This window comes from Pollutimonas nitritireducens (assembly GCF_002849615.1).
GTDB classification, from domain to species: domain Bacteria; phylum Pseudomonadota; class Gammaproteobacteria; order Burkholderiales; family Burkholderiaceae_B; genus Pollutimonas; species Pollutimonas nitritireducens.
The window spans coordinates 291,740-314,104 of sequence record NZ_PDNV01000003.1 but is presented as its reverse complement, the minus strand read 5'-3'; the positions used below and the strand labels follow the sequence as shown (position 1 = coordinate 314,104).

The 22,365-nt window shown below is 57.5% G+C and carries 23 protein-coding genes; 11 read left to right on the top strand and 12 right to left on the bottom strand.

Annotated elements, in window-relative coordinates:
* Positions 1 to 72: 72 nt before the first annotated feature.
* Genes CR155_RS05945 through CR155_RS05935 form a run of 3 tightly spaced genes read right to left on the bottom strand, consistent with a single transcriptional unit; the run spans position 73 to position 1,064 of the window.
* Positions 73 to 273, bottom strand: a complete 201-nt coding sequence (locus CR155_RS05945; RefSeq protein WP_102069068.1) for a hypothetical protein — start codon at positions 271 to 273, stop codon at positions 73 to 75.
* A 36-nt stretch (positions 274 to 309) separates the two neighbouring features.
* Positions 310 to 651, bottom strand: coding sequence for a hypothetical protein (locus tag CR155_RS05940; protein WP_102069067.1), 342 nt, complete (start codon positions 649 to 651; stop codon positions 310 to 312).
* A gap of 47 nt (positions 652 to 698) precedes the next feature.
* Entirely contained in the window at positions 699 to 1,064 is a 366-nt protein-coding gene (locus CR155_RS05935; protein ID WP_102069066.1) for a hypothetical protein, read from the bottom strand.
* A gap of 343 nt (positions 1,065 to 1,407) precedes the next feature.
* On the opposite strand from CR155_RS05935, the gene ribA reads away from it, so the two are divergent.
* Positions 1,408 to 2,073: a GTP cyclohydrolase II gene (gene ribA, locus CR155_RS05930; RefSeq protein ID WP_102069065.1), complete on the top strand. Its 666-nt coding sequence runs from the start codon at positions 1,408 to 1,410 to the stop codon at positions 2,071 to 2,073.
* 22 nt (positions 2,074 to 2,095) lie between these two features.
* Here ribA and dbpA read toward each other — a convergent pair whose 3' ends face one another.
* A complete protein-coding gene (gene dbpA, locus CR155_RS05925) occupies positions 2,096 to 3,484 on the bottom strand; it encodes an ATP-dependent RNA helicase DbpA (RefSeq protein ID WP_102069163.1) in 1,389 nt (462 codons plus the stop codon).
* Positions 3,485 to 3,629: 145 nt separating this feature from the next.
* Positions 3,630 to 4,280, bottom strand: coding sequence for an FMN-dependent NADH-azoreductase (locus CR155_RS05920; protein WP_102069064.1), 651 nt, complete (start codon positions 4,278 to 4,280; stop codon positions 3,630 to 3,632).
* A gap of 120 nt (positions 4,281 to 4,400) precedes the next feature.
* On the opposite strand from CR155_RS05920, the gene CR155_RS05915 reads away from it, so the two are divergent.
* On the top strand, positions 4,401 to 5,315 hold the full coding sequence (locus CR155_RS05915) for a LysR family transcriptional regulator (protein ID WP_102069063.1): 915 nt from the start codon (positions 4,401 to 4,403) through the stop codon (positions 5,313 to 5,315).
* 36 nt (positions 5,316 to 5,351) lie between these two features.
* Here CR155_RS05915 and CR155_RS05910 read toward each other — a convergent pair whose 3' ends face one another.
* From CR155_RS05910 to CR155_RS05895, 4 genes are all read right to left on the bottom strand, one after another.
* A complete protein-coding gene (locus tag CR155_RS05910) occupies positions 5,352 to 7,385 on the bottom strand; it encodes a nitric oxide reductase activation protein NorD (protein WP_102069062.1) in 2,034 nt (677 codons plus the stop codon).
* Between the two features lie 19 nt (positions 7,386 to 7,404).
* On the bottom strand, positions 7,405 to 8,193 hold the full coding sequence (locus CR155_RS05905) for a CbbQ/NirQ/NorQ/GpvN family protein (protein ID WP_102069162.1): 789 nt from the start codon (positions 8,191 to 8,193) through the stop codon (positions 7,405 to 7,407).
* 96 nt (positions 8,194 to 8,289) lie between these two features.
* A complete protein-coding gene (locus tag CR155_RS05900) occupies positions 8,290 to 9,672 on the bottom strand; it encodes a cbb3-type cytochrome c oxidase subunit I (RefSeq protein ID WP_102069061.1) in 1,383 nt (460 codons plus the stop codon).
* Between the two features lie 45 nt (positions 9,673 to 9,717).
* A complete protein-coding gene (locus CR155_RS05895) occupies positions 9,718 to 10,587 on the bottom strand; it encodes a c-type cytochrome (RefSeq protein ID WP_102069060.1) in 870 nt (289 codons plus the stop codon).
* 680 nt (positions 10,588 to 11,267) lie between these two features.
* Between CR155_RS05895 and nirK the strand changes: the two genes are divergently transcribed.
* From nirK to CR155_RS05870, 4 genes are all read left to right on the top strand, one after another.
* The gene (gene nirK / locus CR155_RS05885) at positions 11,268 to 12,656 is read left to right on the top strand and encodes a copper-containing nitrite reductase (protein ID WP_102069058.1); all 1,389 of its coding nucleotides are present in this window, start codon (positions 11,268 to 11,270) and stop codon (positions 12,654 to 12,656) included.
* Between the two features lie 123 nt (positions 12,657 to 12,779).
* A complete protein-coding gene (locus CR155_RS05880) occupies positions 12,780 to 13,310 on the top strand; it encodes a hypothetical protein (RefSeq protein WP_102069057.1) in 531 nt (176 codons plus the stop codon).
* Positions 13,311 to 13,338: 28 nt separating this feature from the next.
* Positions 13,339 to 13,851 (top strand): hypothetical protein, encoded by a 513-nt coding sequence (locus CR155_RS05875; RefSeq protein ID WP_143705183.1) that lies wholly within the window; start codon positions 13,339 to 13,341, stop codon positions 13,849 to 13,851.
* 44 nt (positions 13,852 to 13,895) lie between these two features.
* Positions 13,896 to 14,810, top strand: a complete 915-nt coding sequence (locus CR155_RS05870) for a DNA/RNA non-specific endonuclease (protein ID WP_102069055.1) — start codon at positions 13,896 to 13,898, stop codon at positions 14,808 to 14,810.
* On the opposite strand, the gene CR155_RS05865 is transcribed toward CR155_RS05870, so the two are convergent.
* Complete coding sequence (locus tag CR155_RS05865) at positions 14,807 to 14,989, bottom strand: hypothetical protein (RefSeq protein WP_102069054.1); 183 nt, start codon at positions 14,987 to 14,989, stop codon at positions 14,807 to 14,809. The two genes, CR155_RS05870 and CR155_RS05865, sit on opposite strands and share 4 nt — an antisense overlap.
* Positions 14,990 to 15,113: 124 nt before the next feature.
* Here CR155_RS05865 and CR155_RS05860 point away from each other — a divergent pair, with 124 nt between their 5' ends.
* The 5 genes from CR155_RS05860 (at position 15,114) to CR155_RS05840 (ending at position 21,214) form a co-directional block, all read left to right on the top strand.
* Positions 15,114 to 16,076 (top strand): complex I NDUFA9 subunit family protein, encoded by a 963-nt coding sequence (locus CR155_RS05860; RefSeq protein WP_199171688.1) that lies wholly within the window; start codon positions 15,114 to 15,116, stop codon positions 16,074 to 16,076.
* A 95-nt stretch (positions 16,077 to 16,171) separates the two neighbouring features.
* On the top strand, positions 16,172 to 17,359 hold the full coding sequence (locus CR155_RS05855) for an efflux RND transporter periplasmic adaptor subunit (protein WP_199171687.1): 1,188 nt from the start codon (positions 16,172 to 16,174) through the stop codon (positions 17,357 to 17,359).
* A gap of 33 nt (positions 17,360 to 17,392) precedes the next feature.
* Positions 17,393 to 18,580 carry an ABC transporter permease gene (locus tag CR155_RS05850; protein ID WP_233213931.1) on the top strand — a complete coding sequence of 396 codons (1,188 nt, stop codon included), beginning with the start codon at positions 17,393 to 17,395 and terminating at the stop codon, positions 18,578 to 18,580.
* Positions 18,573 to 19,307 carry an ABC transporter ATP-binding protein gene (locus CR155_RS05845; protein WP_102069051.1) on the top strand — a complete coding sequence of 245 codons (735 nt, stop codon included), beginning with the start codon at positions 18,573 to 18,575 and terminating at the stop codon, positions 19,305 to 19,307. The genes CR155_RS05850 and CR155_RS05845 overlap by 8 nt, the downstream gene beginning before the upstream one ends.
* 146 nt (positions 19,308 to 19,453) lie before the next feature.
* Complete coding sequence (locus tag CR155_RS05840; protein WP_102069050.1) at positions 19,454 to 21,214, top strand: SulP family inorganic anion transporter; 1,761 nt, start codon at positions 19,454 to 19,456, stop codon at positions 21,212 to 21,214.
* A gap of 103 nt (positions 21,215 to 21,317) precedes the next feature.
* Here the strand turns inward: CR155_RS05840 and lepB are convergent, their stop codons facing one another.
* On the bottom strand, positions 21,318 to 21,713 hold the full coding sequence (gene lepB, locus CR155_RS05835; protein ID WP_102069049.1) for a signal peptidase I: 396 nt from the start codon (positions 21,711 to 21,713) through the stop codon (positions 21,318 to 21,320).
* Positions 21,713 to 22,321 (bottom strand): DUF6448 family protein, encoded by a 609-nt coding sequence (locus tag CR155_RS05830; protein WP_102069048.1) that lies wholly within the window; start codon positions 22,319 to 22,321, stop codon positions 21,713 to 21,715. Before CR155_RS05830 ends, lepB begins: the two co-directional genes overlap by 1 nt.
* Between the last annotated feature and the right edge of the window lie 44 nt (positions 22,322 to 22,365).

Here is a 22,365-nt window from a genome sequence, read left to right as displayed (position 1 = left end):
TTACATTTCATTTTAGGCAATCTTGCAAGTTTTATTCGCTTTTTGCATGGATAGGGCCATCCGGAGTATTGATTAGGATGTCGTAATCATTAAATAGACCACAGCGCAGGCCATCAGGGCAAAGTAGACGACAGCGCCGGCGGCCAGGCATTTCAGAATATTCTGAAATTGGTGTCCGAAGCTGGGTTTGCCCGCGCTTTGACGGGCTCGTGTGTTCCACCACCAGGTTGCTGTGGCCGCCAGGATACTCAACAGGATAATTGTGGTTTTCATACACGCATCTTAGGTGACATGGGTGCGCGATGGGGTTTAGTGAACCTTGGTCTCGTTGCTCCGCTTAAGCAGCTCGACTAGTTTTTGCTTCAACCCGGTGGAAAATATGGGAACCAGCAGCAGGGCGCCTTCAGCATCCACCACTGACTTGATCTCAATGGACTGCTTGGTGAAAGCAGTGGTGTTGCGCGCATTCCTTTCATAGGCCTGCACCAGTTTATTGGCGGCGGCTTGCGCCTGGAAAATTACCGCTTCGGGTTGGGCTGCGGCCTGGCCGGTGTAATGTTCAATGAGACGCTCCATGTCGTCCAGGAACAGGCTTAGCGCGAAGCTTCCGCGACAGTCGGCGCGTTCATAGCCCCATTGCTTTGTAGTCATGTGGACTCCGGTAATGGACCGCGCATGCGGCTTGGTATGCGTCGTTTTCAGTTGATGGAGCGGGATGCCTGTTGCTGGGCTTGCGATTCTATGATCAGCTGTTCCAGGTGGGGCGATGTATGCAGAGCCAGGACTGGCGCTGTATCGGGGTCGGTCTCGTCGCTTTCCAGGTGCAGCTCGATGCTTTGACCTTCAAATGCATCGGGATTGGCCTGTATCTGGACATACTGGGTAAGCAGGCGGTCTACCGCCTTTTGCGCTTCGTACAGTTGTATGGCCAACGACGACTGGGCATGCAAGGTAAATTGCTGCTCGATGGTCTTGGCCAGGTCCCAGCTGAAAAACATCAGTGCCTTGGCGCCGTGGCATTCAGGATGGAGAAAGCCCCAGGATTCAATCGGTGTCGTATTCAAATTACAAATCTTCAAAGTTAAAGTGGCCAGTGCGCGCCTTGGCGTTCACCAACTTGCCGGACGACTTCATTTTATCTGGCTTTTCGACTGCGTGTATTGGGCAGACATAGGCGCCAGAGGGCATTGAGGGGCGATTGTCCTTTGTGCGGGACGGTGAAAGCTGTTTGGAGACACTACTGCTGACCGCAGCACAGAAGTATCATGGAAGTCAGGCTGGCGGCCCGGAGACCGCCAGTGGAATTCGACGTGAGGGCCGGTTGGCTTTCTGTGCCGCGACATAAGCGCATTGAAGAATGTTAATCTCCGTTGTACTTCCGTTTCGAGGTTAAATTTTATGCAGCCCATGTACGGCGCTGACGCTGGCGTATTGGAAATCGAAAAAGCAGCAATTGAACAGCTCGCCCCTGCAGTCCAGGAACTCAGCTACGTTGCATCAAGCGAACTGCCCACTCCCTGGGCCACGTTCGGCATTCATGTGTTCGTCGAGGCCGCCACCGGGAAAGAGCATCTTATGTTGACATTGGGCGACGTCAATAATGGCGAGCCAGTGCTGGCCCGCGTTCATTCAGAATGCTTGACGGGTGATGCCTTGTTCAGCCAGCGTTGCGATTGTGGCGCCCAACTTGAAACTGCAATCAAGGCCATCGCTACGGAAGGACGTGGGGCCTTGCTATATATGCGGCAGGAAGGTCGCGGCATCGGCCTCGTGAACAAAATCCGTGCGTATCAATTGCAGGATGCGGGCGCCGACACGGTCGAGGCGAACGAGCAATTGGGTTTTCCGGCCGATATGCGCCGATACGACTTGTGCAAGCCCATGCTGGATCACTTCGGCATTGCCTCGTTGCGGCTGATGACGAATAACCCTCGCAAGGTGAGCACACTTGAAAGTCTTGGCGTGCCTGTGGTCGAGCGCATACCCATTCAGGTAAATCGCAATCCCTTCAATGAGAACTACCTCAGTACCAAGGCGGCCAAGCTGGGACATTGGCTTAAAGAGCACCTTTGACCCATAAGGCCGGAAGCGGGCGTCAGAGTTCCGACATAAAGCGCATCCTGAAGCGACGGCCCTTTATATTGCCGTTGCTCAGCTTATCGTAGGCTTCCTGGGCAATATGTCTGTCCAGCGCAACGAAGCTTACAAATTCCAGGATGTTGATCTTCCCGATCTGGTCGGCTGCGAAGCCGGCGTCCTTGGTCAGCGCGCCCAGCAAATCCCCGGGTCGCAACTTGTCTTTCTTTCCGCCCTGCACGCAAAGCGTGATCATTGGAGGATTGAGCCGACCACCCGGCGCAGGCTTCAGTGTCTTGGGGTTCACCCATATCAGCGGCTGGCCCTGGTATTTTTCAATTTGGTTGGCCCAGCGCATTTCATCGGGTGAACACAGGCTGAGCGCCAGGCCCTTGGCCCCCGCGCGACCGCTGCGCCCGATACGATGGATGTGGACTTCCGCATCCGGCGTTACGTCGACGTTGATGACGGCATCCAGCGTCTGGATATCCAGCCCCCGCGCTGCCACGTCGGTCGCCACCAGCACAGAGCAGCTTCGATTCGAGAACTGTACCAGCACATCTTCACGTTCACGCTGCTCCAGGTCGCCGTGCAGGGACAAGGCACTGAACCCCCGCGACTCCAGATAGGTGACCAGCTCGCGACATTGCGCCTTGGTATTGCAGAACGCCAGCGTCGACACAGGGCGGAAATGTTCAAGTAGCTGGCCGACCACAGCAAGCCGGCGATCGGCATCGATCTCATAGAAAATCTGCTCGATATGGCTGGCATCATGCACGGATTCCACTTTCACTTCGGCCGGCTTTTTAAGGAAACGCGCACTGGCCTTGCGGATGTCGTCGGCATAAGTGGCCGAGAAAAGCAGCGTCTGACGCTGGGTCGGGCACGCGCTGACAATGTGATTGACGTCGTCGTAGAAACCCATGTCCAGCATGCGATCGGCCTCGTCGAGTACCAGCGTCTTTATGCGGGACAAGTCGACCGTACTCCGGTCGATGTGGTCCATCAGCCTGCCTGGCGTCGCAACAATGATGTGGGCGCCAAACTTGAGCGATTCAACTTGCGGACGTATGGGCGTGCCGCCGCATAGCGTGATGATCTTGGTATTGCTCAACGCACGCGCCAGGCGACGCAGTTCATTGGCGACCTGCTCGGCGAGTTCGCGCGTGGGACACAGAACCAATGCTTGAGTCGCTGACAAGGCGACATTCAGGGAATGGACGATGCCAAGGCCGAATGCCGCGGTCTTGCCGCTGCCGGTCTTGGCCTGCGCAATGAGATCGCGTCCTTCGACGATGAGCGGAAGGCCCTGCGCCTGGATAGGCGTCATGGCTTGATAGCCAAGGTTATCGAGATTGTCGAGTATGGCGCGCGAGAGCGGGAGGGAAGAAAAAGAGAGGGGGGTCACAATAGGCAGGCATTTCAGTGCGTCCCGGCCCCGAGCCAGGATTGGGTCGGGGTCGGGATGTCTGGCCTGATTGTAGCCCGTGATTGACATTGGGCTGTCGCTGCCCGGGCAAACGCACGAGGGCAGGTTCAAGGCGTGATGACCGTCAGGCGGCCATTTCAGCCGTGCTGGGGTCAAATGATTTGGTAGCCAGGACCTTGATACATTTATCAGCCGTCTGCAATGCGTTCGTGCGGCTCTCGGCGCCCATGTCAGTGCCCTCGGCTCGCACGACCCGCACGTCGGTGATGCCGAAGAAGCCGAATATCGTCTTCAGGTAGCTTTCCTGGTGCTCCATGGCGCGGCCGGCTTCGCTGGTGGAGTAGATGCCGCCGCGGCTGAGCGCTGCGATGACCGTCTTGCCTTTGGCCAGCCCTTCCGGACCATTTGCGGTGTAGGTGAATGTACGGCCAGCCTGAGCCAGCCGATCGATCCAGGATTTGAGCTGGCTGGGAATCGAAAAATTATACAGAGGCGAGCCGACCACAATCACATCGGCAGCCAGGAATTGCGATACCAGCTTTTCCGATAATTCATTCTCCTGACGCTGCGCTTCGGTCGGCGTTGCGCCGGATGGGGGAAGGCGGAAACCCATGGCGTCTTGTGAGAAGTGACTGGGTGTATCGGCTGCGAGATCCAGGTATTCGACCTGGGTGTTGGGGTGGTCGGCCATCCATTGGGACACGATGTCTTTGGTGAGTTTGCGCGACACCGAGTTGGCGCCGTTGATGCTTGAATCGACATGTAGAAGTTTCATGAATTTGCTCCAGATTGGTTTAATAACAATGCATGGATCCATTGTGCATTAGCATCTGTTTATTGATAAGACTGTAAAAATGCAATAGATTGTCCTGAAATCAAGCCTAGTGGATATGCGATGCAAGATCTGAACGATATGATGTACTTTGCGGAGGTGGTGAATCAGGGAGGGTTTGCCGCTGCGGGACGGGCGCTGGGCGTGCCCAAATCGCGTTTATCGCGTCGCGTCGCCGCGCTTGAAGACGAATTGGGGGTAAGACTGCTCCAGCGCACGACGCGAAAGATTTCCCTGACGACAGTGGGCCAGTTGTATTACCGTCATTGTGCCTCGATGCGCGAAGAAGCCCTGGCAGCCGAAGCCGCTGTCGCGCAGGTCCAGTCAGGGCCGCGAGGGCTTATCCGGGTGGTGTGCCCTGTGACGCTTGCACAGAACGCGGTAGGGCCCATTTTGTCCGACTATCTCTTAACGTACCCCGAGGTCCACGTGCACATGCGCGTCAGCAATCATGTTGTGGATCTGATCGAAGAGGGCGTAGACGTGGCGCTGAGGGTTCGCGTGTCATTGGCCGATAGTGGCAGCGCCGTGATCAAGCATCTGGGGCTGAGTCACACGTTTCTTGTCGCCAGCCCAACACAGCTCCAGCGTCAGATTACGCCGGCAGATCCCAGTGATCTCTCGCTGCTGGATTCGGTGTCCATGTCGGTCAGTGATGGACGTGCCACTTGGCAGTTATTCGGGCCTAATGGTGCACAGTATGCCGTGTCGCACAGACCGGTATTTGTCGCCGATGACCTTTTCACCTTGAAGTTCGCGGTGCTCGGGGGCGTAGGCATGGGGGTTTTGCCCGACTATATGTGCCGCGACGAGATTGCGGACGGTCGGCTGGTCCATGTCCTGCCCGACTGGGCGCCCCAGCCGGGCATTGTTCACGCTGTGTTCGCATCGCGCCGGGGACTCGTGCCGGCAGTACGCTCATTCCTGGACTTTCTCGGCGAACGTCTGGCCCAGCAAACACCTTCTCATATTGCGTAACGCAAGATGCGGGGCGACGCCAGGCGTGACTGATCATCATGCAAGCAGCCGCCGCATCCAGTCCAGCAGCACAGTGGGAAGCAATTCCGGCTTGGGCAGCAATGCATACTGGCGCGGCCCGAATACAGCCGGCAGATAGCTTGCGGCTTGTCTATCTATAGTCAGGCAGAACGGGAAGATGCCCTGCAGTTTTGCTTCGTTGACGGCCTGCCGCATATCCTCCACGCCGTATCGTCCATCATACTCATCAGCATCATTGGGCTTGCCATCCGACAGCAGCATCAAGAGCCGATGCTGGGACGGTTGCTTCATGAGCAGCATGCTCGCATGGCGCAGGGCGGCACCTGTACGTGTATAGCGCTCAGGCTCCAGCGCGGCGATGCGCTGGGCAATCTGCATATCGTAGCGTTCCTCAAAGCCCTTGATGGCGCTGACTGTAACGCCCTGCGGGCCTTCGCCTGAAAATGCCTGGACGGAGTAGGGTTCGTTCAGGCCTTCCAGCGCGGCGCATACCAGCAACAAGGCCTCGCGCTCCACGTCGATGACGCGTTGCGTGGACGACAGCCACGAGTCGGTGGATCCACTGATATCGATCAACAGCATGATGGCCATATCCCGCTTGCCTGGCCGCTGGCTTTCGTAGAGACCCTGGGGCATGGCAATTCCCGCGTGCCTGTCCGCGAGCGCTTCGGTATACGCGGCCAAGTCTATGCTGTCGCCTTCGAGCTGTTTGCGCAGTCGTACGCGTTCGGGACGCAGCATCTCGAAGCGCCGCCGTATGACGGCCAGCATGCCTTGATGCTTGTCGAGTGTTTCCTTCACCCATTCCAGGGCGCCGAATCCAGGTGTCAATAAATGCACAGTTACCCCTGGATCACGGTAAGCATTGATCCGGCAGTCCCATTCGGGATAGCGTAATTGCATCGAGGTGGCGTCGGCGGCGTTTTCGCCTTGCTGTCCCGCGTGGGCCTGGGGCGGATCGTCTGACAACAGGACGTCCTTCGGACTTCCCGGTGTTGATACCAGCCGTGCTTCCGCCAGCTCCGACAATGAATCGGCAAACTCCTCCGGAGGCGTCTGATCGTCCTGGTCCGTGGGCCGTTGCATCCCCATGGGATCTTCCGCGTGCTCGTTCGGCGGGGATGGCTGAACCATCCATGCTCCCTGTTCGTCGTCGTCCTCATCTTCAATTGCATCGCGGACCTTGGGCCGGCGAAGCAACCTGGCACTACGGAGCTTTTGCGTATCGTCTCGATCCGAGGCGCCGCCAGCCGCGTTGAACTCCCCTGCACCGGGGGCGTCCGACTGGATATCGCCAGTCCAGCGGTCTTTGTATACCGCCGTCTTGCCCCATTTCGGCGACAAGATGTCGATAGCGGCAAGGCGCAGCGCCAGTTCCCGGCCCCGGTCAATGACTGCGGTGGCCGCCATGCAACCGGCCAGTTCGGCTGGCGGTGTGGCGCATGGGCTCTCGAGTATGGAGCGCAACAACCGTTCAAGCGGATGATAAAGAGGCGAGATGGTGGTCAAGGGCGGCCGGGCGCCCAATGCCTTGCGACGCAGCGCATCAATGGCGGGTTCCAGGCCGGGCAGCATGGCAATCAGGGCCTGATCGCTAGCGCAGGCTTCGACGATCAGACAGGTATCACGCTCCAGGGACGAGGGCAGGCTTGCGATCATGCGCGCGTTACCGCGAAACGCGCGCATGGCCTGTTGCAGGGCCATCGTCCTGAATTGTTCCAGACTCGCATCATAATCACTACTCTGGACGTCTGCCGGCAACCATAGAGAATGTCCGTCGGTTGATGGCAACGCCTGGTTCGGCGAAGGCAGGTCATTACGTCGGAACATTCTGGCCAGCAGGGTGCGCGCAGCTGGCGCCTGTGCGGTACGCAGGGGGTAGTGAATGCCGAATACGGCGCCGATCAACAAGTCCACGCGATCGGCAACTTCGGCAAGCTGTACGATTTTTGGCGTATTCGACGTGTCCTGGTGGCGCCTCCACACTTGCCGTGCGAATATCGTTGCATGGCGTGCCGCATCGGTGATGACATCTTCGGCTTCCGCCATAAACTGCCTCCGTGCTGGCTTAGACGAACGTCAGGTCGACCAGATCGCGCATGGCTCCTGCCAGGGACACATCGTCCGATAGCGGTGCCACCAAACCCACGTAGCAGGCCTGTCGCAAGGGAATGCCTCCGGCGATAAGCTTGGCGGTCGCCACCAGGAGCCGTGTGCTGGGCACCTCAACGAGCCCCCTGTCATGCAAGCCGCGGAGCTTATGGGCCAATGTGACCAGCGCGTGCGCCGTTGCGGTATCGGTTCCGCCTTCACGCAGCACAATGGCAATTTCGCGGTCTGTCGGCGGGAACTCGAAATCCAGCGCGACGAACCTTTGCCGGGTACTGGGCTTCATGTCTTTCAACATGCGTTGATATCCGGGGTTATAGGACACGACAAGCTGGAAACCTGGATCGGCGTGGATGAGCTCGCCCGTTTTCTCCAGGGATAAGGTGCGGCGGTGGTCTGTTAGCGAGTGCAGGACAACGACGGTATCCTGACGTGCCTCGATCACCTCGTCCAGATAGCAGATGGCGCCCTGGCGCGCGGCGCTGGCCAGCGGTCCGTCCTGCCATGCCATGTGGTCGTGATGGATAAGAAAACGGCCAACGAGGTCGCTGGCGGTCAGGTCGTCGTGGCAGGACACGGTGACAAGCGGCCGGCCCAGTCGCCAGGCCATATGTTCCACGAAACGCGTCTTGCCGCAGCCTGTCGGCCCTTTGAGCATTACCGCCAACTGATTGGCATGGCATTGTTCAAATACGGCAATCTCGTTGCCGGAGGGCATGTAGAACGGTTGTGACGCATGCTCCGGCATCGGCGGCGTCAACGGATCTGCCAACGACGCGGTGTCCTCACGGGTAAAGGAAGCACCGAGGCCGATGAAGCTGTTGCGATGTCCCGGTTCATTCAACTAGTTGACCCTCGTGCTGGTCGCCGGCGAGGCGTGCAACGGTGAACCTATTGTCGTATCCGCTGTACGGGAGCCGGGGATATGGCGGAAGAAGTCATAGATGAACAGGCCCACGCCGACGGCGAACAAGGATGCGCACGCGATTAGCATGACGAAGTGGATCTGGATTTTTAACTGCACATCGAGGTAGCCTATGCCCAGCACCCGCTCGAGATAGACCTGTCCGATGCCGGCAGTGGCAAATGACAGGGTCATGCCGAACATGCCGCTGACCTGCAGCCAGAATGCCCAATAGCCGACGCTGGTGCCGCGCTCGTTGGGTGTGCGCATCATGGAGGGCATGGCGTAGGAAATCATGGCCATGACGACCATCGCATAGGCACCATAGAATGCGGCATGTCCATGCATTGCGGTAATAAGCGTGCCATGAGTCCATTTGTTGATATCAGGAAAGGTATGCGCCAGGCCAAGAAGGCCTGCGCCGAACAAGCCGAAAATGGCACTGCCCAACGTCCAGTGCAAAGCCAGGTTGTTGGGATGGTTGACGCCGGAGCGCCGCATGGCGGCATAGGCATACATGGCCATGCCCAGCAGTGACAAGGGTTCCAGCGCACTGAAAAAGCCGCCCAGGGGAAGCCAATAGGTAGGTACACCTATCCAGTAGTAATGGTGAGCGGTGCCCAGTATGCCGCCTATGAATACCAGCCCGACTATGACGTAAAGCCATTTCTCCATGACCTCGCGGTCAGCGCCCGATAGGCGAATCAGCAAGTAAGCCAGGAAAGACGCCTGTATCATTTCCCACACGCCTTCCACCCACAGGTGTATGGTCCACCACCGGTAATAGATGGATACGATGTAGTTTTCGTAGTGCAGAAGGGCGGGCAGGTAAAGCAGGGCGGAACTTCCCAATCCCAACAACAGCACGCCTTCGGTCGTGGTGAAGCGCCCTGACCGCTTTATCGTCATGCCTACGTTGTACAGAAACATGAGCATCACGACCACGATGACTATCTTGTGCGGCAGTGGCTGTTCGAGGAATTTGTTTCCCGTGCCGTAGCGAAAGAAATAACCGATGATCGCCGACACACCCATCACGGCCCATAGTCCCAACTGAATATAGGCCAGCTTTACGCTATAGATTTCGCCGCGCGATTCATCACTGACCATCCAGTAGGTGGCGCCCATGAATCCCGTGAGGAGCCACACAATGAGCAGATTGGTATGTATCGTCTTCGTGACATCGAACGGCATGATATTCAGAAGCGGATCGGGACCGAGGTATTTGGTCGCTGATAACAGGCCGAACACGATTTGCAGGCCGAACAGGATCAGGGCGAGTGCGAAATACCAGTAGGCAACAGATTGCGATTTATAGCGCATGGCGACTCCTCAATTTTTCTATGTCGTATCCGATTTTCTGGCCTACTATTTGAAGCTTGCCAGGTAGGCCACCAGATGGGCAATCTGTTCCGGTGTCAGGTCCTTTCCATAGGTGGTGGGCATGAATGACGTGCCGCCGGCCGAATACATGGCGCCGGGATGCAGATAGGCGCTGGGCTCCACGATGGACTCTTGAATGAACTCTTCAACGGTTTTGGCCTTTCCCTTGTATTCGGGCGATGCAATTGTTACCTGCGCCCGGGTCGAAAGGCCAGCCAGGGTGGGACCCGCCAGGTTCACACCAGGCGCGGTGGAATGGCAGGCGTTACAGGTCGGTGTCACCGAACTGAAGAGCGCTTCACCTAGTGCAATGGGATCGTTTCCGCTTGCAACCGGCCTGGCTCCCGGCGGCAATTCACCGGAAGCGCCGCTTGCAGAGCGATCTGCCTGCTGCGCAACGGAAAGGTCGGTACCCGGTATGGACCCACCCGTGACGAGGATGGGGCGCGGAGGCCAGCCCTGGTTGTCGACTTTGCTGACCCAATCCATGAAAGCAATCAGGTCCGCGATGTTCTCGTCCGTCAGGTCTTGCTGGGGCATCAATCGGCGATGTTTTTGTTCGTCGTAGAACTGGGACGGGTCTTTAAGAAAAGCTGTCAGGTAGGGCGTGCCGCGATGCTGTGTGATTTTGGTGAGGTCGGGGGCATAATAAGCGCCTTCGCCCAACATAGTGTGGCAGTTGATGCAGTTTTTGGCGTGCCAGACATTCTGTCCCCGAATCACGCTCTCGGTGATGTTCTGGGAATTTGTCAGTGCTGGAAACTGGCGATGGGTGTCTACGGTCAACACCAGAAGGACCAGGACTGCAATGCCGGTCGAAGCCACGGCGAATAGGCGAGTCTGTTTTTTATTCATGTCCGCCTCCGCCTATACACCGATACCGGACCAATACATCCCGGCGATCACGGCGGCATAGCAGATGGCCGCCCCTCCCAATCCCAGAACAACAAAGCTCACGATCTTAAGTATTCGATATATCCCCGAATCTTGCATGATGAAGCGCTCCTCTGTGGTCTGCCGCGGGTGGCAGGACGTCCCGAATAGGCTGTTTTTCTGATGCGTGTCGCTACACTACCCCTTTCCTATGCTGCAGTGAGGTAAGCAAGTTATACACCTACAATGGATTATTGCCAAACTTATGCAGAAAATGCATTATGCGCGTCGCGGAACCACCTTGTGCATGGCCCGGCGTAAGTATGTCGGTTATTGGCAACAATCTGCGTGCATCGCTGCACAACCACGAAAGGAATTGCCGGGCGCACGGCGTCGCCACGATCGCAAGCGGAAGGTGAACATTACGGCGACCGCTGGCGAAGCAAACCGGAAGCATAAGCAGGTCTCGCAGCTTTTCATTGGATTTGAAGGAAGGGTTGGAAGCGGGAATTTGGGATGGATGTAACGGGTCGAAATGAACCGACGGCAATACCCCACATATTCCGGAGAACGATGTATATTCCATCGGTCGCGCATTGCAGGCGTAGCAGGCTGCGCCGGTGGTGAGACGCGACAGATTTTATTTATCAGGGGGGGGTCCCATGAAACTGTTTTTCGCATTTATAGCGTTTGCCCTTTCAGTCGGGTGGGCGGCGCCGTCCGCTGCCGCTGAAGTCAATCCCGCGCGAGGTAACGTAACGTATACGCCGGACGTCACCTTCACGTTTCGCACCAGCATTGCCGATGGCAAGCTGGTATTCATCGGTGACGCAGGCGCCATTTCGGGTCAGATCAACCCCGACCTCAAAGTGCCGGAAAATGCCGTCGTGCAAATCAACGTCATCAACGATGACGGCGCCATACACGATATTGCTGTACCGGAATTCGGCGCCAAATCGGACCAACTCGTCGGCAAAGGCGCGTCCACGGCCATTGTGTTCAGGGCGACCAAGAGCGGTACATTCGAGTATTTGTGTACCTTGCCTGGCCATAAGGCAGCAGGCATGTTCGGCAAGCTGATTGTGGGCGATCCCCAGGCGGCCGTCGTAAGCACTGCTTTGGATGTATCCCAGAACCCTACCTCGGTCGGCGAGCCGGTCGGTGCGCGCGCGCCCATGAAAGTCACCCTCGACCTGGAAACCACTGAAGTAGAGGGTCAACTAACGACGGGCAGCACCTATAAGTACTGGACATTCAATAATAAGGTGCCAGGGCCGTTTGTGCGGGTCCGGGTGGGCGACACCATCACGGTAAACTTGACCAACTCCAAGGAAGCTACTCACATCCACTCGGTGGATTTTCACGCTGTCACGGGCCCGGGGGGTGGTGCCGCAGTCACGCAGGTGGCTCCCGGCCAAACCAAGAGCTTCACGTTCAAGGCAATGCATCCAGGCTTGTTCGTCTACCATTGCGCTACGCCTATGGTGGCTCAGCATATTACCAACGGTATGTATGGGATGATTCTTGTGGAACCGGAAGGCGGCTTGTCCAAAGTGGACCGCGAGTTCTATGTCATGCAGGGTGAACTCTATACCGCGCAAAAGCACGGATCACAAGGACTGCAGGAGTTCTCCCTCGAGAAACTGCTGGACGAAAATCCGGAACATTTGATGTTCAACGGATCGATGCACGCGCTTAGCGACAAGTACAAGCTGCAAGCCACGGTAGGCGAAACAGTGCGCATTTTCTTCGGTGTAGGCGGCCCCAACCTCACGTCCAGCTTCCATGTCATCGGCGAGGTATTCGACAAGGTTTACGACCAAGCATCGCTGACCAGTCCTCCGTTGACCGATGTGCAAACCACGCTGGTTCCACCCGGTGGCGCTACGATGGTGGAGTTCAAGGTCGACGTCCCCGGCAATTACATCCTTGTAGACCATGCGCTCTCGCGGGTCGAAAAGGGTCTGGCCGGCATTCTTAGCGTCACAGGCAAGGAAGACCCCTCGATCTTTCACTCCAACGAGAAGATCGATCCTACGTCCGGACATTAACGCCAGGGGATTCCATCTAGAGGCGTAGTCATATGGCGGCGCAGCCCGGCACCAGGCCCGGGAACGCCGCTTGCTTGAATCGACCCATGTCATCACAACCGACCGGTCGGTCCAGGAACCTCTATGAATTGGCAAATGTTATTTGGTGAAAAGGCCACGACCAAGATCGCCGCGGTGTTCGACTCGGAGTCGCAGGCGCTTTCGGCGGCCGACTTCCTGAAATCGGCCGCAGGCCTTCAGAGCACGCAGGTGTTGCTTGTGGAGCCGTACGAGAGGGACTACGCAAAAAAACTGGAGCCCGAACCGCAAGGCGTTGCCAGGACGGCAATACGTGCCCATGCAATGCTTGGGCTGGCAGGCTTGGTCGCAGGTATCCTCGTCTGGTTTGCGCTTTATGCAGCCGATATTCCCGCAATTGACAGTTCCCCCGGTCTGAGCGCCATGGCAATCATCTTTCTGGGCTCGATAGCGGGGCTGCTGCTGGGGGGCTTGATCACGTCGCGGCCAGATCATCAGATCGTCATCCAACGGGTCAAGACGGCCACGGAAGCGGGTCAATGGTCGCTGATCGTACATCCCAGGGACGCCAGGGAGTGCGATGTCGTCATTGAAAAATTGACCGCTGCTGGGGCCGACATAGCGCGCACCGTTTGATTTGATCGAGCCGTTTGAGCCAGGTTGAATGCAGGGTTACTATGGCAGACGGCAAACTATGCCAGATTGGTGCGAGAGGGCATACATGCAAGCAATAAACAGGACAATTTCCTTACTGGCCGTCGTCGCAGGGGCAATCGGCATCACGGCCTTATCCGGCTGCACCCCAATGATGGCGGGGCAAATGGCGGAAGCCGGCTATAACGTCGCAAAAACAACGCTGGGCGGTACAGATGCTACGACGGCGGTTGGCGACGAGCGGCAGAAAAAATTACAGTCCGTCTTGTATTCTGTCGATATTGGACAAGAGCTCAAACCAATACTCGAGGCGATGGGCGAGCCGCCCAAAGAAAAGTCCGGCAATACCTATGGCTTTACCTGTTACGAATATGCGGCTGTTTACTCTGCAACCGAGGCGGCGGTCATCATGGCGCGCGACGGTAAAGTGGTCTTTTATGGGAATTCACGCTGTATTGTTGAAATGCAGGACGCCAATTTCAAGGGGGGCGGTAAGTACATGGTGACTCCTCCAGCCAACTAGGCCAGCCGCCTGGACTTACCTCGCAGTATTTCAACCGTAGCAGAATGACGAGCAAGAAGAAGCCAGTTTCCCGTAAAAGACGCAACACCACCACATCAAAACCAAGCAAGGTATCTGCCGGCCGCCTTGCCAGCTTCCTGAAGGCACTAAGCGCCTCCACCATTACCGCATTTAGCGTTGCGAGTTGTGCACTCAACCCACAATTAGTTGAGCAACTACCGATCGAGCCTATCCTCCGGCAGCTTGGGTTGCCTGGCCATGAGCAGGACCAGGTGGCTACGCAGGAAGTTCCTGCGGGATCGCTGGTTCAAACGCACTTTGTCCAGTGTCCCCAGTTCTTTCCAGAGGGCCGGCTTCCGGCCGTTCCTGGCGGCAAGGGGCTCCGCGAACTGTGCTTTTCGTCCTTTGCCATCCTGCACAGCGGTCAGACCAGGACGCCTGTATTCGTTGCTCAGCGCATCAACCGCGGAATGCTGTTGCGTGCTTCGAGCATAGAACGGATAGATCAATTTTACGCAGATGCCCGGCTGCCGAAGACTGAACGCGCGGAACTGGACGATTATCGAAACTCTGGGTATTCTCGCGGGCACATGGCGCCGGCGGCTGACATGCATAGCCTTCAGGCAATGACACAGAGCTTTTCGCTTGCCAATATGGTTCCACAGAATCAGACGCACAATGCGGGGGCCTGGAGCCAGATCGAGCAGGACACGCGCAAGTACGTAATGCGCGCGGCCGGCGATGTTCATATTTTCACCGGTCCTGTCTATGATGACCGGCTGCTATCCGCCCGGGCGGGGCGGGTCGCGGTGCCGACCCACCTGTATAAAGTGGTCCGCGATGCAACGACGGGGCGGACATGGGTGCATTGGCAGATGAACAAGGCAAGCGCAAAGGCAGGGCCGCCAATCACCTACGAAGAATTTGTCCGCCGTACCGGGTTGCGATTACTGCCTTAATCTTGCGGCATGTCGAGAAGGTCGTCATCCACGTCTTCAGGCGTCTGAGTGGAGGGTCCAGTGCCCTTTTCCGTTTTAGCGGCCCAATCTCTTCCTTTCTCGATGGTTGCTATGCCGGCGGCTTCCTTGATGTCGGCTTTAACTTCATGGTCCGAGTCGATCGCTTTGTCCTTGTCCATGGTGCCTCCTTCAAGAGTCCAGTCGTATGGTGCTGCACCAGCAAAAAAGAGAGCAATCAATATGCCAGAGCGTTCAAAGCGTATCAACCTTTTCTCAGGAAGAATGCTGAATTAAGTGTATCGTATGACTATGGCCAATACCGCTACTCTCTCAAGCAAGCCGCGTGTCCTGGTGTCAGGAGGAACGGGTTTTGTCGGGAAAAATCTGGTTCGCACGCTGGTTGATGCGGGCTACGTTGTCACGGTTCTCAGTCGGCACGCCGATCTTCACAAGGATCTGGCGTCGCCGCCGTTGCTGCGGGTGTTGGGCCTGCCGATGAACCTCGACGCCCATGGCCCAGAGCCTTCCGCCGCGTTGGTCGAATTGCTGAAAGGGCATGTTGCATTGATCAATCTGGTCGGCATATTGAATGAACCGCGCCATAACGGAGAAGTCTTCGAACAGGTGCATGTCGGGTTTACAAAACAGATACTGACTGCAGCACACCAGGCCGGCATAAGCCGCTACCTCCATATGAGTGCGTTGGGAGCCGATGCCATCAATGGCTCAAGCGTCTACCTGCGCAGCAAAGGAAGGGCGGAATCCTGGGCACACGAATTCGGGGCGTCGCACGGTATCGCGGTCACCAGTTTTCGGCCTTCGGTCATTTTCGGGCCGGGCGATTCGTTTTTAAGTCGTTTTGCTTCATTGGCCCGTTTGATGCCGGGGATTTTCCCACTGGCCTGTGCGCAAGCGCGTTTCGCGCCGGTATATGTGGGCGATGTCAGCAAGCAGTTTCTTGAAGCGCTTAACGATCCCGGCAGAGCTGGACAGCACCTCGATTTATGCGGTCCGCGCGATTATGCACTACGCGACCTGGTCGACTATGCTGCTCGTGTGTCGGGGCACCCGCGCCGTATTCTTCCTTTGCCTGACTGGGTCGCGCAAATACAGGCTCGCGTGCTGGAGCTTGCGCCAGGCCAGCCTTTTACCCGCGACAACTATGCTTCGCTGCAGACACCAAGTGTCTGTGCCGCTGGTTGCGCGCGCCAGCCGACCCGTCTGGAAGACATCGCGCCCGATTACGTGGGGCGTTCTTCATCATGACGGACAAGCGCTATGTCCACCGGCTTTCAGCTACGATCACGGTCTCGTCCGCAAAGGAAAATTAACCCGTGTTAAGGCAGAAAAGGAAGTGGGCTTTGGTAGCCATTGTTCTGTTGGTGGGCTTCGGGTTCATTGCTTATCGCGCATGGCTGGGTCCGGAAGTCTCAGGGTTCCAGATGGTCAACCGTCCACTTGTGCAGTACGTCGTGGCAACAGGCCGCGTCGTGTCGGAATCCCGCGTTCAGGTGGGAAGCGAGATCACCGGTGTGGTTACTGACAGGCCAGTCCGGGAGGGCGATCACGTTGTTGCAGGCCAAGTGCTGATTCGCTTGCGGGCCGACGAGTTGCTCGCCAGGCAGCGGGAAGCCTTGGCCGCTCTGACACAATTGGACGATGTCCGTCGGCCCCGGGCTATGGCTGACTTGAAGCAGGCGGAGGCGCAATTGGCGCAGGCCAGGCGTGAAGTTAAACGGCGCCAAGTGTTGTTGGCGTCGAAGGCAACGCCGCGTGAAGAGACGGAGAGAGCAGAACAGGCGTTGGCTATCGCATTGGCGGGGGTTGAGCAGGCACGGGTCGATGCAGCGTCGCTTGGCCCGGGGCAAATCGAAGAGGCTTTGATACGGGCCCGGCTGGACGCGGCCGAGGCGGCTTTGTCCAAGAGTGTATTGCGTGCACAGTTTCCGGGGACCGTTCTTACACGCAATGTCGAGCCGGGTGACTTGGTACAACCGGGGAAAGTGCTGCTTGAAATTGCGCATGATGACGGCGTTGAGATTTTGGTGCCTGTCGACGAGCGCAACCTTGGCCTGCTCAGGGTAAGCCAACAGGCCGTTTGCGTTGCCGATGCCTATCCCTTGCAACGATTTGCCGCAGTGGTGCATCGCATTGCTCCCAGCATAGATGCGCAGCGTGGCACTGTGGACGTGCGATTGGCTATTAAAGATCCCCCTCACTATCTGCGTGACGACTTGACGGTTACGGCCACCATGGAAACCGGTCGACAGGAAAGCGCGCTTGCTCTGCCCAATGACGCATTGTTCAAGAAGCGCGGCACGCAAGCCAGCGTCTGGCGTATACGCCATGGTGTCGCACGGGAAGTTCGAGTTTCGCTTGGTTTGCAGGGCGGGGCTATGACGGAAGTGACGTCGGGCCTTCAGGAAGGAGACTGGGTGTCGACGTCTGTCGACCTGACCGAAGGAAAGCGCGTAAGAGTCATTGTTCATGGTTCAAACGCTGCGTTACCCGATGCCGAAACGCGCAAAGAAGTACCATTCAAGTTCTAGTCGACGGTGGGCACGCATATGTGGCTGGAACTGATGATAGCCATCAAATTTTTGAGACAAGGCATTTCACAGACCCTGCTTATTCTGGTTGGAATCGCGGTCGGGGTGTCGGTCATCGTCTTCATAACGACGCTGATCTTGGGTTTGCAGAGCAACATCATCGATCGAACGTTAGGTACGCAGTCTCATATCCGCGTTGAACCGCCTCGCGAAGAAAATGCAGTGATTGGCGTTCCTGACGGCACTCTGGCGCTTCGGATCGACGAGAAACGTGGGCAGCGCCTGCGCTCAATCAATAACTGGATCCAAGTGCAGAGCGTCCTTGATACCCTGCCTGAGGCGACCGCCGTTTCGCCGGTCGTTGCCGGTCCCGCATTTGCGCGCCGCGGCGACGTAATCAAGTCTGTCTCCCTGCTGGGTATCGATCCGGTTCGATATGAACGCATTGTTCCAGTAAGTGAAGACATTGTTGCAGGCCAGTTTCGAGTGGGCGCGGGCAATGCTGTCATAGGGAGACTATTGGCTGATGACTTGGGGCTTGAGGTGGGCAGCAAACTGAGGCTTGAGACCGGAGATGACCGCCACGCGATTGTAACCGTGATGGGAATTTTTGAGTTAGGTGTGCGGGAGCTCGATCTGCGTTATGTGTACGTCGACTTAAAGCAGGCCCAGTCGCTGCTTGACTTGGCCGGCGGCGTCACGCTTATCGACGTCACGGTTCGAGATTTGTTCGCCGCGGATGTTGCTGCAAGGAGGATTGCGCGATTGACAGGTCTGAAGTCCGAAAGCTGGATCCAGTCTAATGCTCAGCTCATGAATGCACTGACATCGCAGCGCATTTCAACGTCTGTGATCAGTTTCTTCGTGGCCATTTCAGTCGCGTTTGGGATAGCCAGCGTTCTGGCCATCACGGTCACGCAGCGCACCCGCGAAATCGGAATCCTGCGCGCCATGGGCGCACGACGCGAGCAGATATTGGGTGTCTTTCTGTTGCAGGGCGGCTTGTTAGCCTTCTTGGGATCCATTTTCGGCGCGGCACTGGGCTATGGCCTGATCTGGAGTTTCAATCGTTTTGGCCCCAAATTGTTCTATATTCCTCTGCCGGGAGGGCTGCTCTTCGTCACCATGGGGGTGGCAACGCTGACTGGCCTGTTGGCGGCCATGGTCCCTGCGTGGCGCGCCTCGCGCTTGCATCCTGTAGAGGCTATTCGTTATGTTTGACCATGGTCGATCAATTCTCCGGCTTGAAGGTCTGCGCAAGTCCTACAACCTCGGCAAACCCAATGAAATAGAAGTGCTGCATGGCATTGATCTCAATATAGGCGCGCATGACTTTGCGGCACTCGTTGGTCCTTCGGGTTCGGGAAAAAGTACCTTGCTCAATATGCTGGGCTTGCTCGACGCGCCTACCGCTGGCGAGCTGTACCTTCTGGATCGGCCTACAGCCCGGATGAGCGACGCAGAGCGTACGGCATTGCGTGGTGCGCAGCTTGGATTCGTCTTTCAGTTTCATCACCTGATACAGGCCTTCACGTCTGTTGAAAACGTATTGATGCCACTGATGCTGACTAACGGAAAACCGTCACAAAAAGATCGCGATCACGCCATCGACCTGCTTTCTGAAGTTGGGTTGCGAGATTATGTTGACGTAAAGCCCAGTGATCTGTCGGGAGGACAGCAGCAACGCGTGGCCATAGCGCGCGCGCTTGTGACCCGCCCCGCACTATTGCTCGCTGATGAGCCAACGGGCAATCTCGACACAAAAACAGCCGACAACGTGTTCGAGTTGTTCAGGCGGTTTAATAAAACGCTTGATTGTGCGGTTTTGATCGTCACGCACGATCCTCGCCTGTCTGAATCGTGCGACCGCACGATTACGCTGGTTGATGGACGCATCGTAAGCGATGAACTCAAAGCCGGAAGTTCTGTGAGCCAAGGCACCAACTGATATAGCCGCTTATCATGCGCAACGGCACGTCCCCGTACCTTGCGTTTGTTCGAGTCGGTTCCCGCCCCTTTTCGCATCCAGTGCGGCCGTCGTGAAAGAAGGTGGTAACGTTTACTTTTCCACACCGGCAGCTGCTGTGCCTTTCCATGAACCAAACCGATAACGCGCGTTATTCCGACCTTCCTCCGTCCCCAGATCGTGGGCCCTTGGCCTGGATGCCGGGGCTGCATCTTGCGCGTCACTATCGAACGGAATGGCTGGGGGCTGACATTATGGCTGGATTGGCCCTCGCGGCGGTGCTCGTGCCGGTTGGCATCGCTTATGCGGTGGCGGCCGGACTTGCCGGCATCTATGGCCTGTACGCGACTATTGTCCCTCTGCTGGTCTACGCGCTCTTCGGCCCCAGTCGCATTCTAGTCGTCGCCCCCGACTCCGCCCTGGCAGCAATCATACTTGCTGTGGTGCTTCCCTTGGCTCATGGGGAGCCTGATCGCGCTATCGTGCTTGCCGGCGGTATGGCCCTGGTGGCCGGGTTGACCTGCGTGGTGGTAGGCGTTGCGCGCCTCGGTTTTGTGAGCGAGCTGCTGTCCAAACCCATACGTTATGGATACATGAATGGTATTGCCCTGACGGTGATGATCAGTCAGTTTCCGGCCCTGTTCGGGTTCCAGGCGGGGGGCGCGAGCGCGCCGGAACGTTTTATGGCCTTTGCCCAAGGTCTCTGGGATGGCGCCACTATGCCGTGGGCGCTGGCAGTCGGTGTCGGATGTTTGGCCGTCATGGATGTGCTCAATCGATACAGTCGTGTCCCGGGCGCGCTGCCGGCTGTGGTACTTGCTATTCTCGCGGTATTTGCTTTTGGCTTGGAAACGCAGATTGCCGTGTTAGGCGAACTGCCCAGGGGTTTTCCGATGCCTGCGTTTCCCCTGGTGGGTTGGGCTGATTTGGGGGCAGTCATTGCGGGCGGCATGGCAGCCGCCTTTCTTGCCTTTGCTGAAACCAGTATTCTTTCCCGCAGTTATGCCACCCGGCTCGGGCAGCCGGTTGATCCCAACAAGGAGGCCGTAGCCTTGGGCGCGGCCAATTTGGCCACGGCTTTCTTCCAGGGATTTCCCGTCAGCAGCAGTGCATCCCGCACACCGGTGGTGGAAGCGGCGGGGGGACAGACCCAGCTTGCGTGTGTGGTAGGCGCATTGGTGGTGGCGGTACTGCTGGTATTGGCGCCCGGTCTTCTTCGAAATCTTCCGGATGCGGCGCTGGCCGCCGTCGTCATATCGGCTGCTACTCAACTCTTTATTCTGCGCGACCTCAAGCGGATCTACCGCATTCAGCGGTGGGAGTTCTGGCTATCCATTGCATGTAGCGTGGGCGTTGTGGCGCTGGGTCCGATACCCGGCATAGGCTTGGCGATCGTAATCGCTGTAATCGAGTTTTTATGGGATGGCTGGCGGCCGCACTTTGCCGTGCTGGGGCGTGTGAATCAACTCAAAGGCTATCACGATCTGAAACGTTATCCCGAGGCACGCCAGATTCCGGGGCTGGTGCTGTTTCGCTGGGATGCGCCACTGTTCTTCGCGAATGCCGAGTGGTTCCATCGTTCGGCGGTCGACGCACTGAACGCAGCACCCCGTCCGGTTTCATGGCTGGTCGTGGCGGCTGAGCCTGTGACCAGCATTGATGTCACGGCGGCCGATATGCTGAAGGAATTTGATGATGAGCTGAAAGCTCGCGGGGCACGCCTGTGCTTTGCCGAAATGAAGGATCCGGTGAAAGACAAGCTGAGGCGCTTCGGCCTGTTCGAGCGTTTCGACGGATATTTGTTCCCGACGATCGGCGTGGCGGTCAACACCTACGTGGCAGCCAACGACATCGACTGGATCGACTGGGAAGAGGGCGGGCCGCACTGACGCGGTCGCTCGGGCAAAAAATCGTTACTGACGGGCGCTGCGTCGTAGCAAGCAGAAGCGTTCATTGTTGCTATGGAAGCATGGGTTCTTGCGTTTGCCGTGCTTAGCGCACTCCAAGAATCCGGCCAAGGATGGCCGTTCGAGGAACATAAGGGTCGCGCCAAGTTCGGCTGTCGCTGGAGGCGTCACGGTTGTCGCCCAGCAGGAAATAGTGATCCGGTGGCACCCGGTAAGTGTCGGTGAATACCGACAAGCTGGCATAGGGCTCCTCCAGGGCGCGACCGTCTATGCGGACCTTGCCAGCCTTGATTGTCACCGTCTCGCCCGGCAGGCCAATGATGCGCTTGACCATGGGTTTACCCAGCGCGCGCGAATCCACGACCACCAAATCACCCCGACGGATTGGCGTGGATCGGCGCAGCCTGCGCGTCAGCGCCAGGCGGCTATCTTGCAACGTTGGTGCCATCGAGTTCGATCGAACCCTGGTGAACCAGAACATCAGTTGTGTCCGCAACCGCCCGAAGCATGCTCGTGCGCATGGCCGGCATGGGCGTGTGCGTGATCATGGCCTTCGGCATACTTGAAGAACGAGACGTATGCGTCCATGTAGTTACGTGCTGCCACCAGATCGTCGGTATTGAAATCTTTGAGCGCGAGGGCGTGGGTGTAGCGCTTTTCCAGTTCTGCCCAGCGTTCTGTTTCAATCAAGCCACGCAAAGGTTCAATCGTACCCCGTTCGAGCGCTTCGTCCGCAGCGCGAACCTGCGGGGGGATCGCGGTTCCGGCAGGCTTAATGCCCTCGTAGCCCTCTCCTTCGCCGGCGCGGTGGATGCGCACCAGATTTTCCAGAAACCACTGATCCGCCAGCGCCGCAGCGTCACCGCCGACCGCCCGGACCTTGCGTGCGCGCTCAAAGGCCGTACGAACCTCGCTTTCGTCTTCGGGACGCACCCATTTCAACGCGATATTGACGTTACCGGAATCCAGGGCGCGACGCCCATCGGTAACTGCCGGCCCATCCTCCGTGTCGCAGTGGGCCGAAGCTGAGCGAATTATCAGACTGGTGAGCGAGTCAGCGAGGTTGCGCACGTATATGGTGAATTTCATGAACTTCTCCTATAGGAACGGGCGGACGGGTGATAGTCATGCTG

Bases quoted from the DNA above. Each gene is read 5' to 3' on its own strand.
- CR155_RS05945 (WP_102069068.1), bottom strand. From the start codon at position 273: ATGAAAACCACAATTATCCTGTTGAGTATCCTGGCGGCCACAGCAACC.
- CR155_RS05940 (WP_102069067.1), bottom strand. From the start codon at position 651: ATGACTACAAAGCAATGGGGCTATGAACGCGCCGACTGTCGCGGAAGC.
- ribA (WP_102069065.1), top strand. From the start codon at position 1,408: ATGTACGGCGCTGACGCTGGCGTATTGGAAATCGAAAAAGCAGCAATT.
- CR155_RS05920 (WP_102069064.1), bottom strand. From the start codon at position 4,280: ATGAAACTTCTACATGTCGATTCAAGCATCAACGGCGCCAACTCGGTG.
- CR155_RS05915 (WP_102069063.1), top strand. From the start codon at position 4,401: ATGCAAGATCTGAACGATATGATGTACTTTGCGGAGGTGGTGAATCAG.
- CR155_RS05910 (WP_102069062.1), bottom strand. From the start codon at position 7,385: ATGGCGGAAGCCGAAGATGTCATCACCGATGCGGCACGCCATGCAACG.
- CR155_RS05905 (WP_102069162.1), bottom strand. From the start codon at position 8,193: ATGCCGGAGCATGCGTCACAACCGTTCTACATGCCCTCCGGCAACGAG.
- CR155_RS05900 (WP_102069061.1), bottom strand. From the start codon at position 9,672: ATGCGCTATAAATCGCAATCTGTTGCCTACTGGTATTTCGCACTCGCC.
- CR155_RS05895 (WP_102069060.1), bottom strand. From the start codon at position 10,587: ATGAATAAAAAACAGACTCGCCTATTCGCCGTGGCTTCGACCGGCATT.
- nirK (WP_102069058.1), top strand. From the start codon at position 11,268: ATGAAACTGTTTTTCGCATTTATAGCGTTTGCCCTTTCAGTCGGGTGG.
- CR155_RS05880 (WP_102069057.1), top strand. From the start codon at position 12,780: ATGAATTGGCAAATGTTATTTGGTGAAAAGGCCACGACCAAGATCGCC.
- CR155_RS05875 (WP_143705183.1), top strand. From the start codon at position 13,339: ATGCAGGGTTACTATGGCAGACGGCAAACTATGCCAGATTGGTGCGAG.
- CR155_RS05870 (WP_102069055.1), top strand. From the start codon at position 13,896: ATGACGAGCAAGAAGAAGCCAGTTTCCCGTAAAAGACGCAACACCACC.
- CR155_RS05865 (WP_102069054.1), bottom strand. From the start codon at position 14,989: ATGGACAAGGACAAAGCGATCGACTCGGACCATGAAGTTAAAGCCGAC.
- CR155_RS05860 (WP_199171688.1), top strand. From the start codon at position 15,114: ATGACTATGGCCAATACCGCTACTCTCTCAAGCAAGCCGCGTGTCCTG.
- CR155_RS05850 (WP_233213931.1), top strand. From the start codon at position 17,393: ATGATAGCCATCAAATTTTTGAGACAAGGCATTTCACAGACCCTGCTT.
- CR155_RS05845 (WP_102069051.1), top strand. From the start codon at position 18,573: ATGTTTGACCATGGTCGATCAATTCTCCGGCTTGAAGGTCTGCGCAAG.
- CR155_RS05840 (WP_102069050.1), top strand. From the start codon at position 19,454: ATGAACCAAACCGATAACGCGCGTTATTCCGACCTTCCTCCGTCCCCA.
- lepB (WP_102069049.1), bottom strand. From the start codon at position 21,713: ATGTTCTGGTTCACCAGGGTTCGATCGAACTCGATGGCACCAACGTTG.
- CR155_RS05830 (WP_102069048.1), bottom strand. From the start codon at position 22,321: ATGAAATTCACCATATACGTGCGCAACCTCGCTGACTCGCTCACCAGT.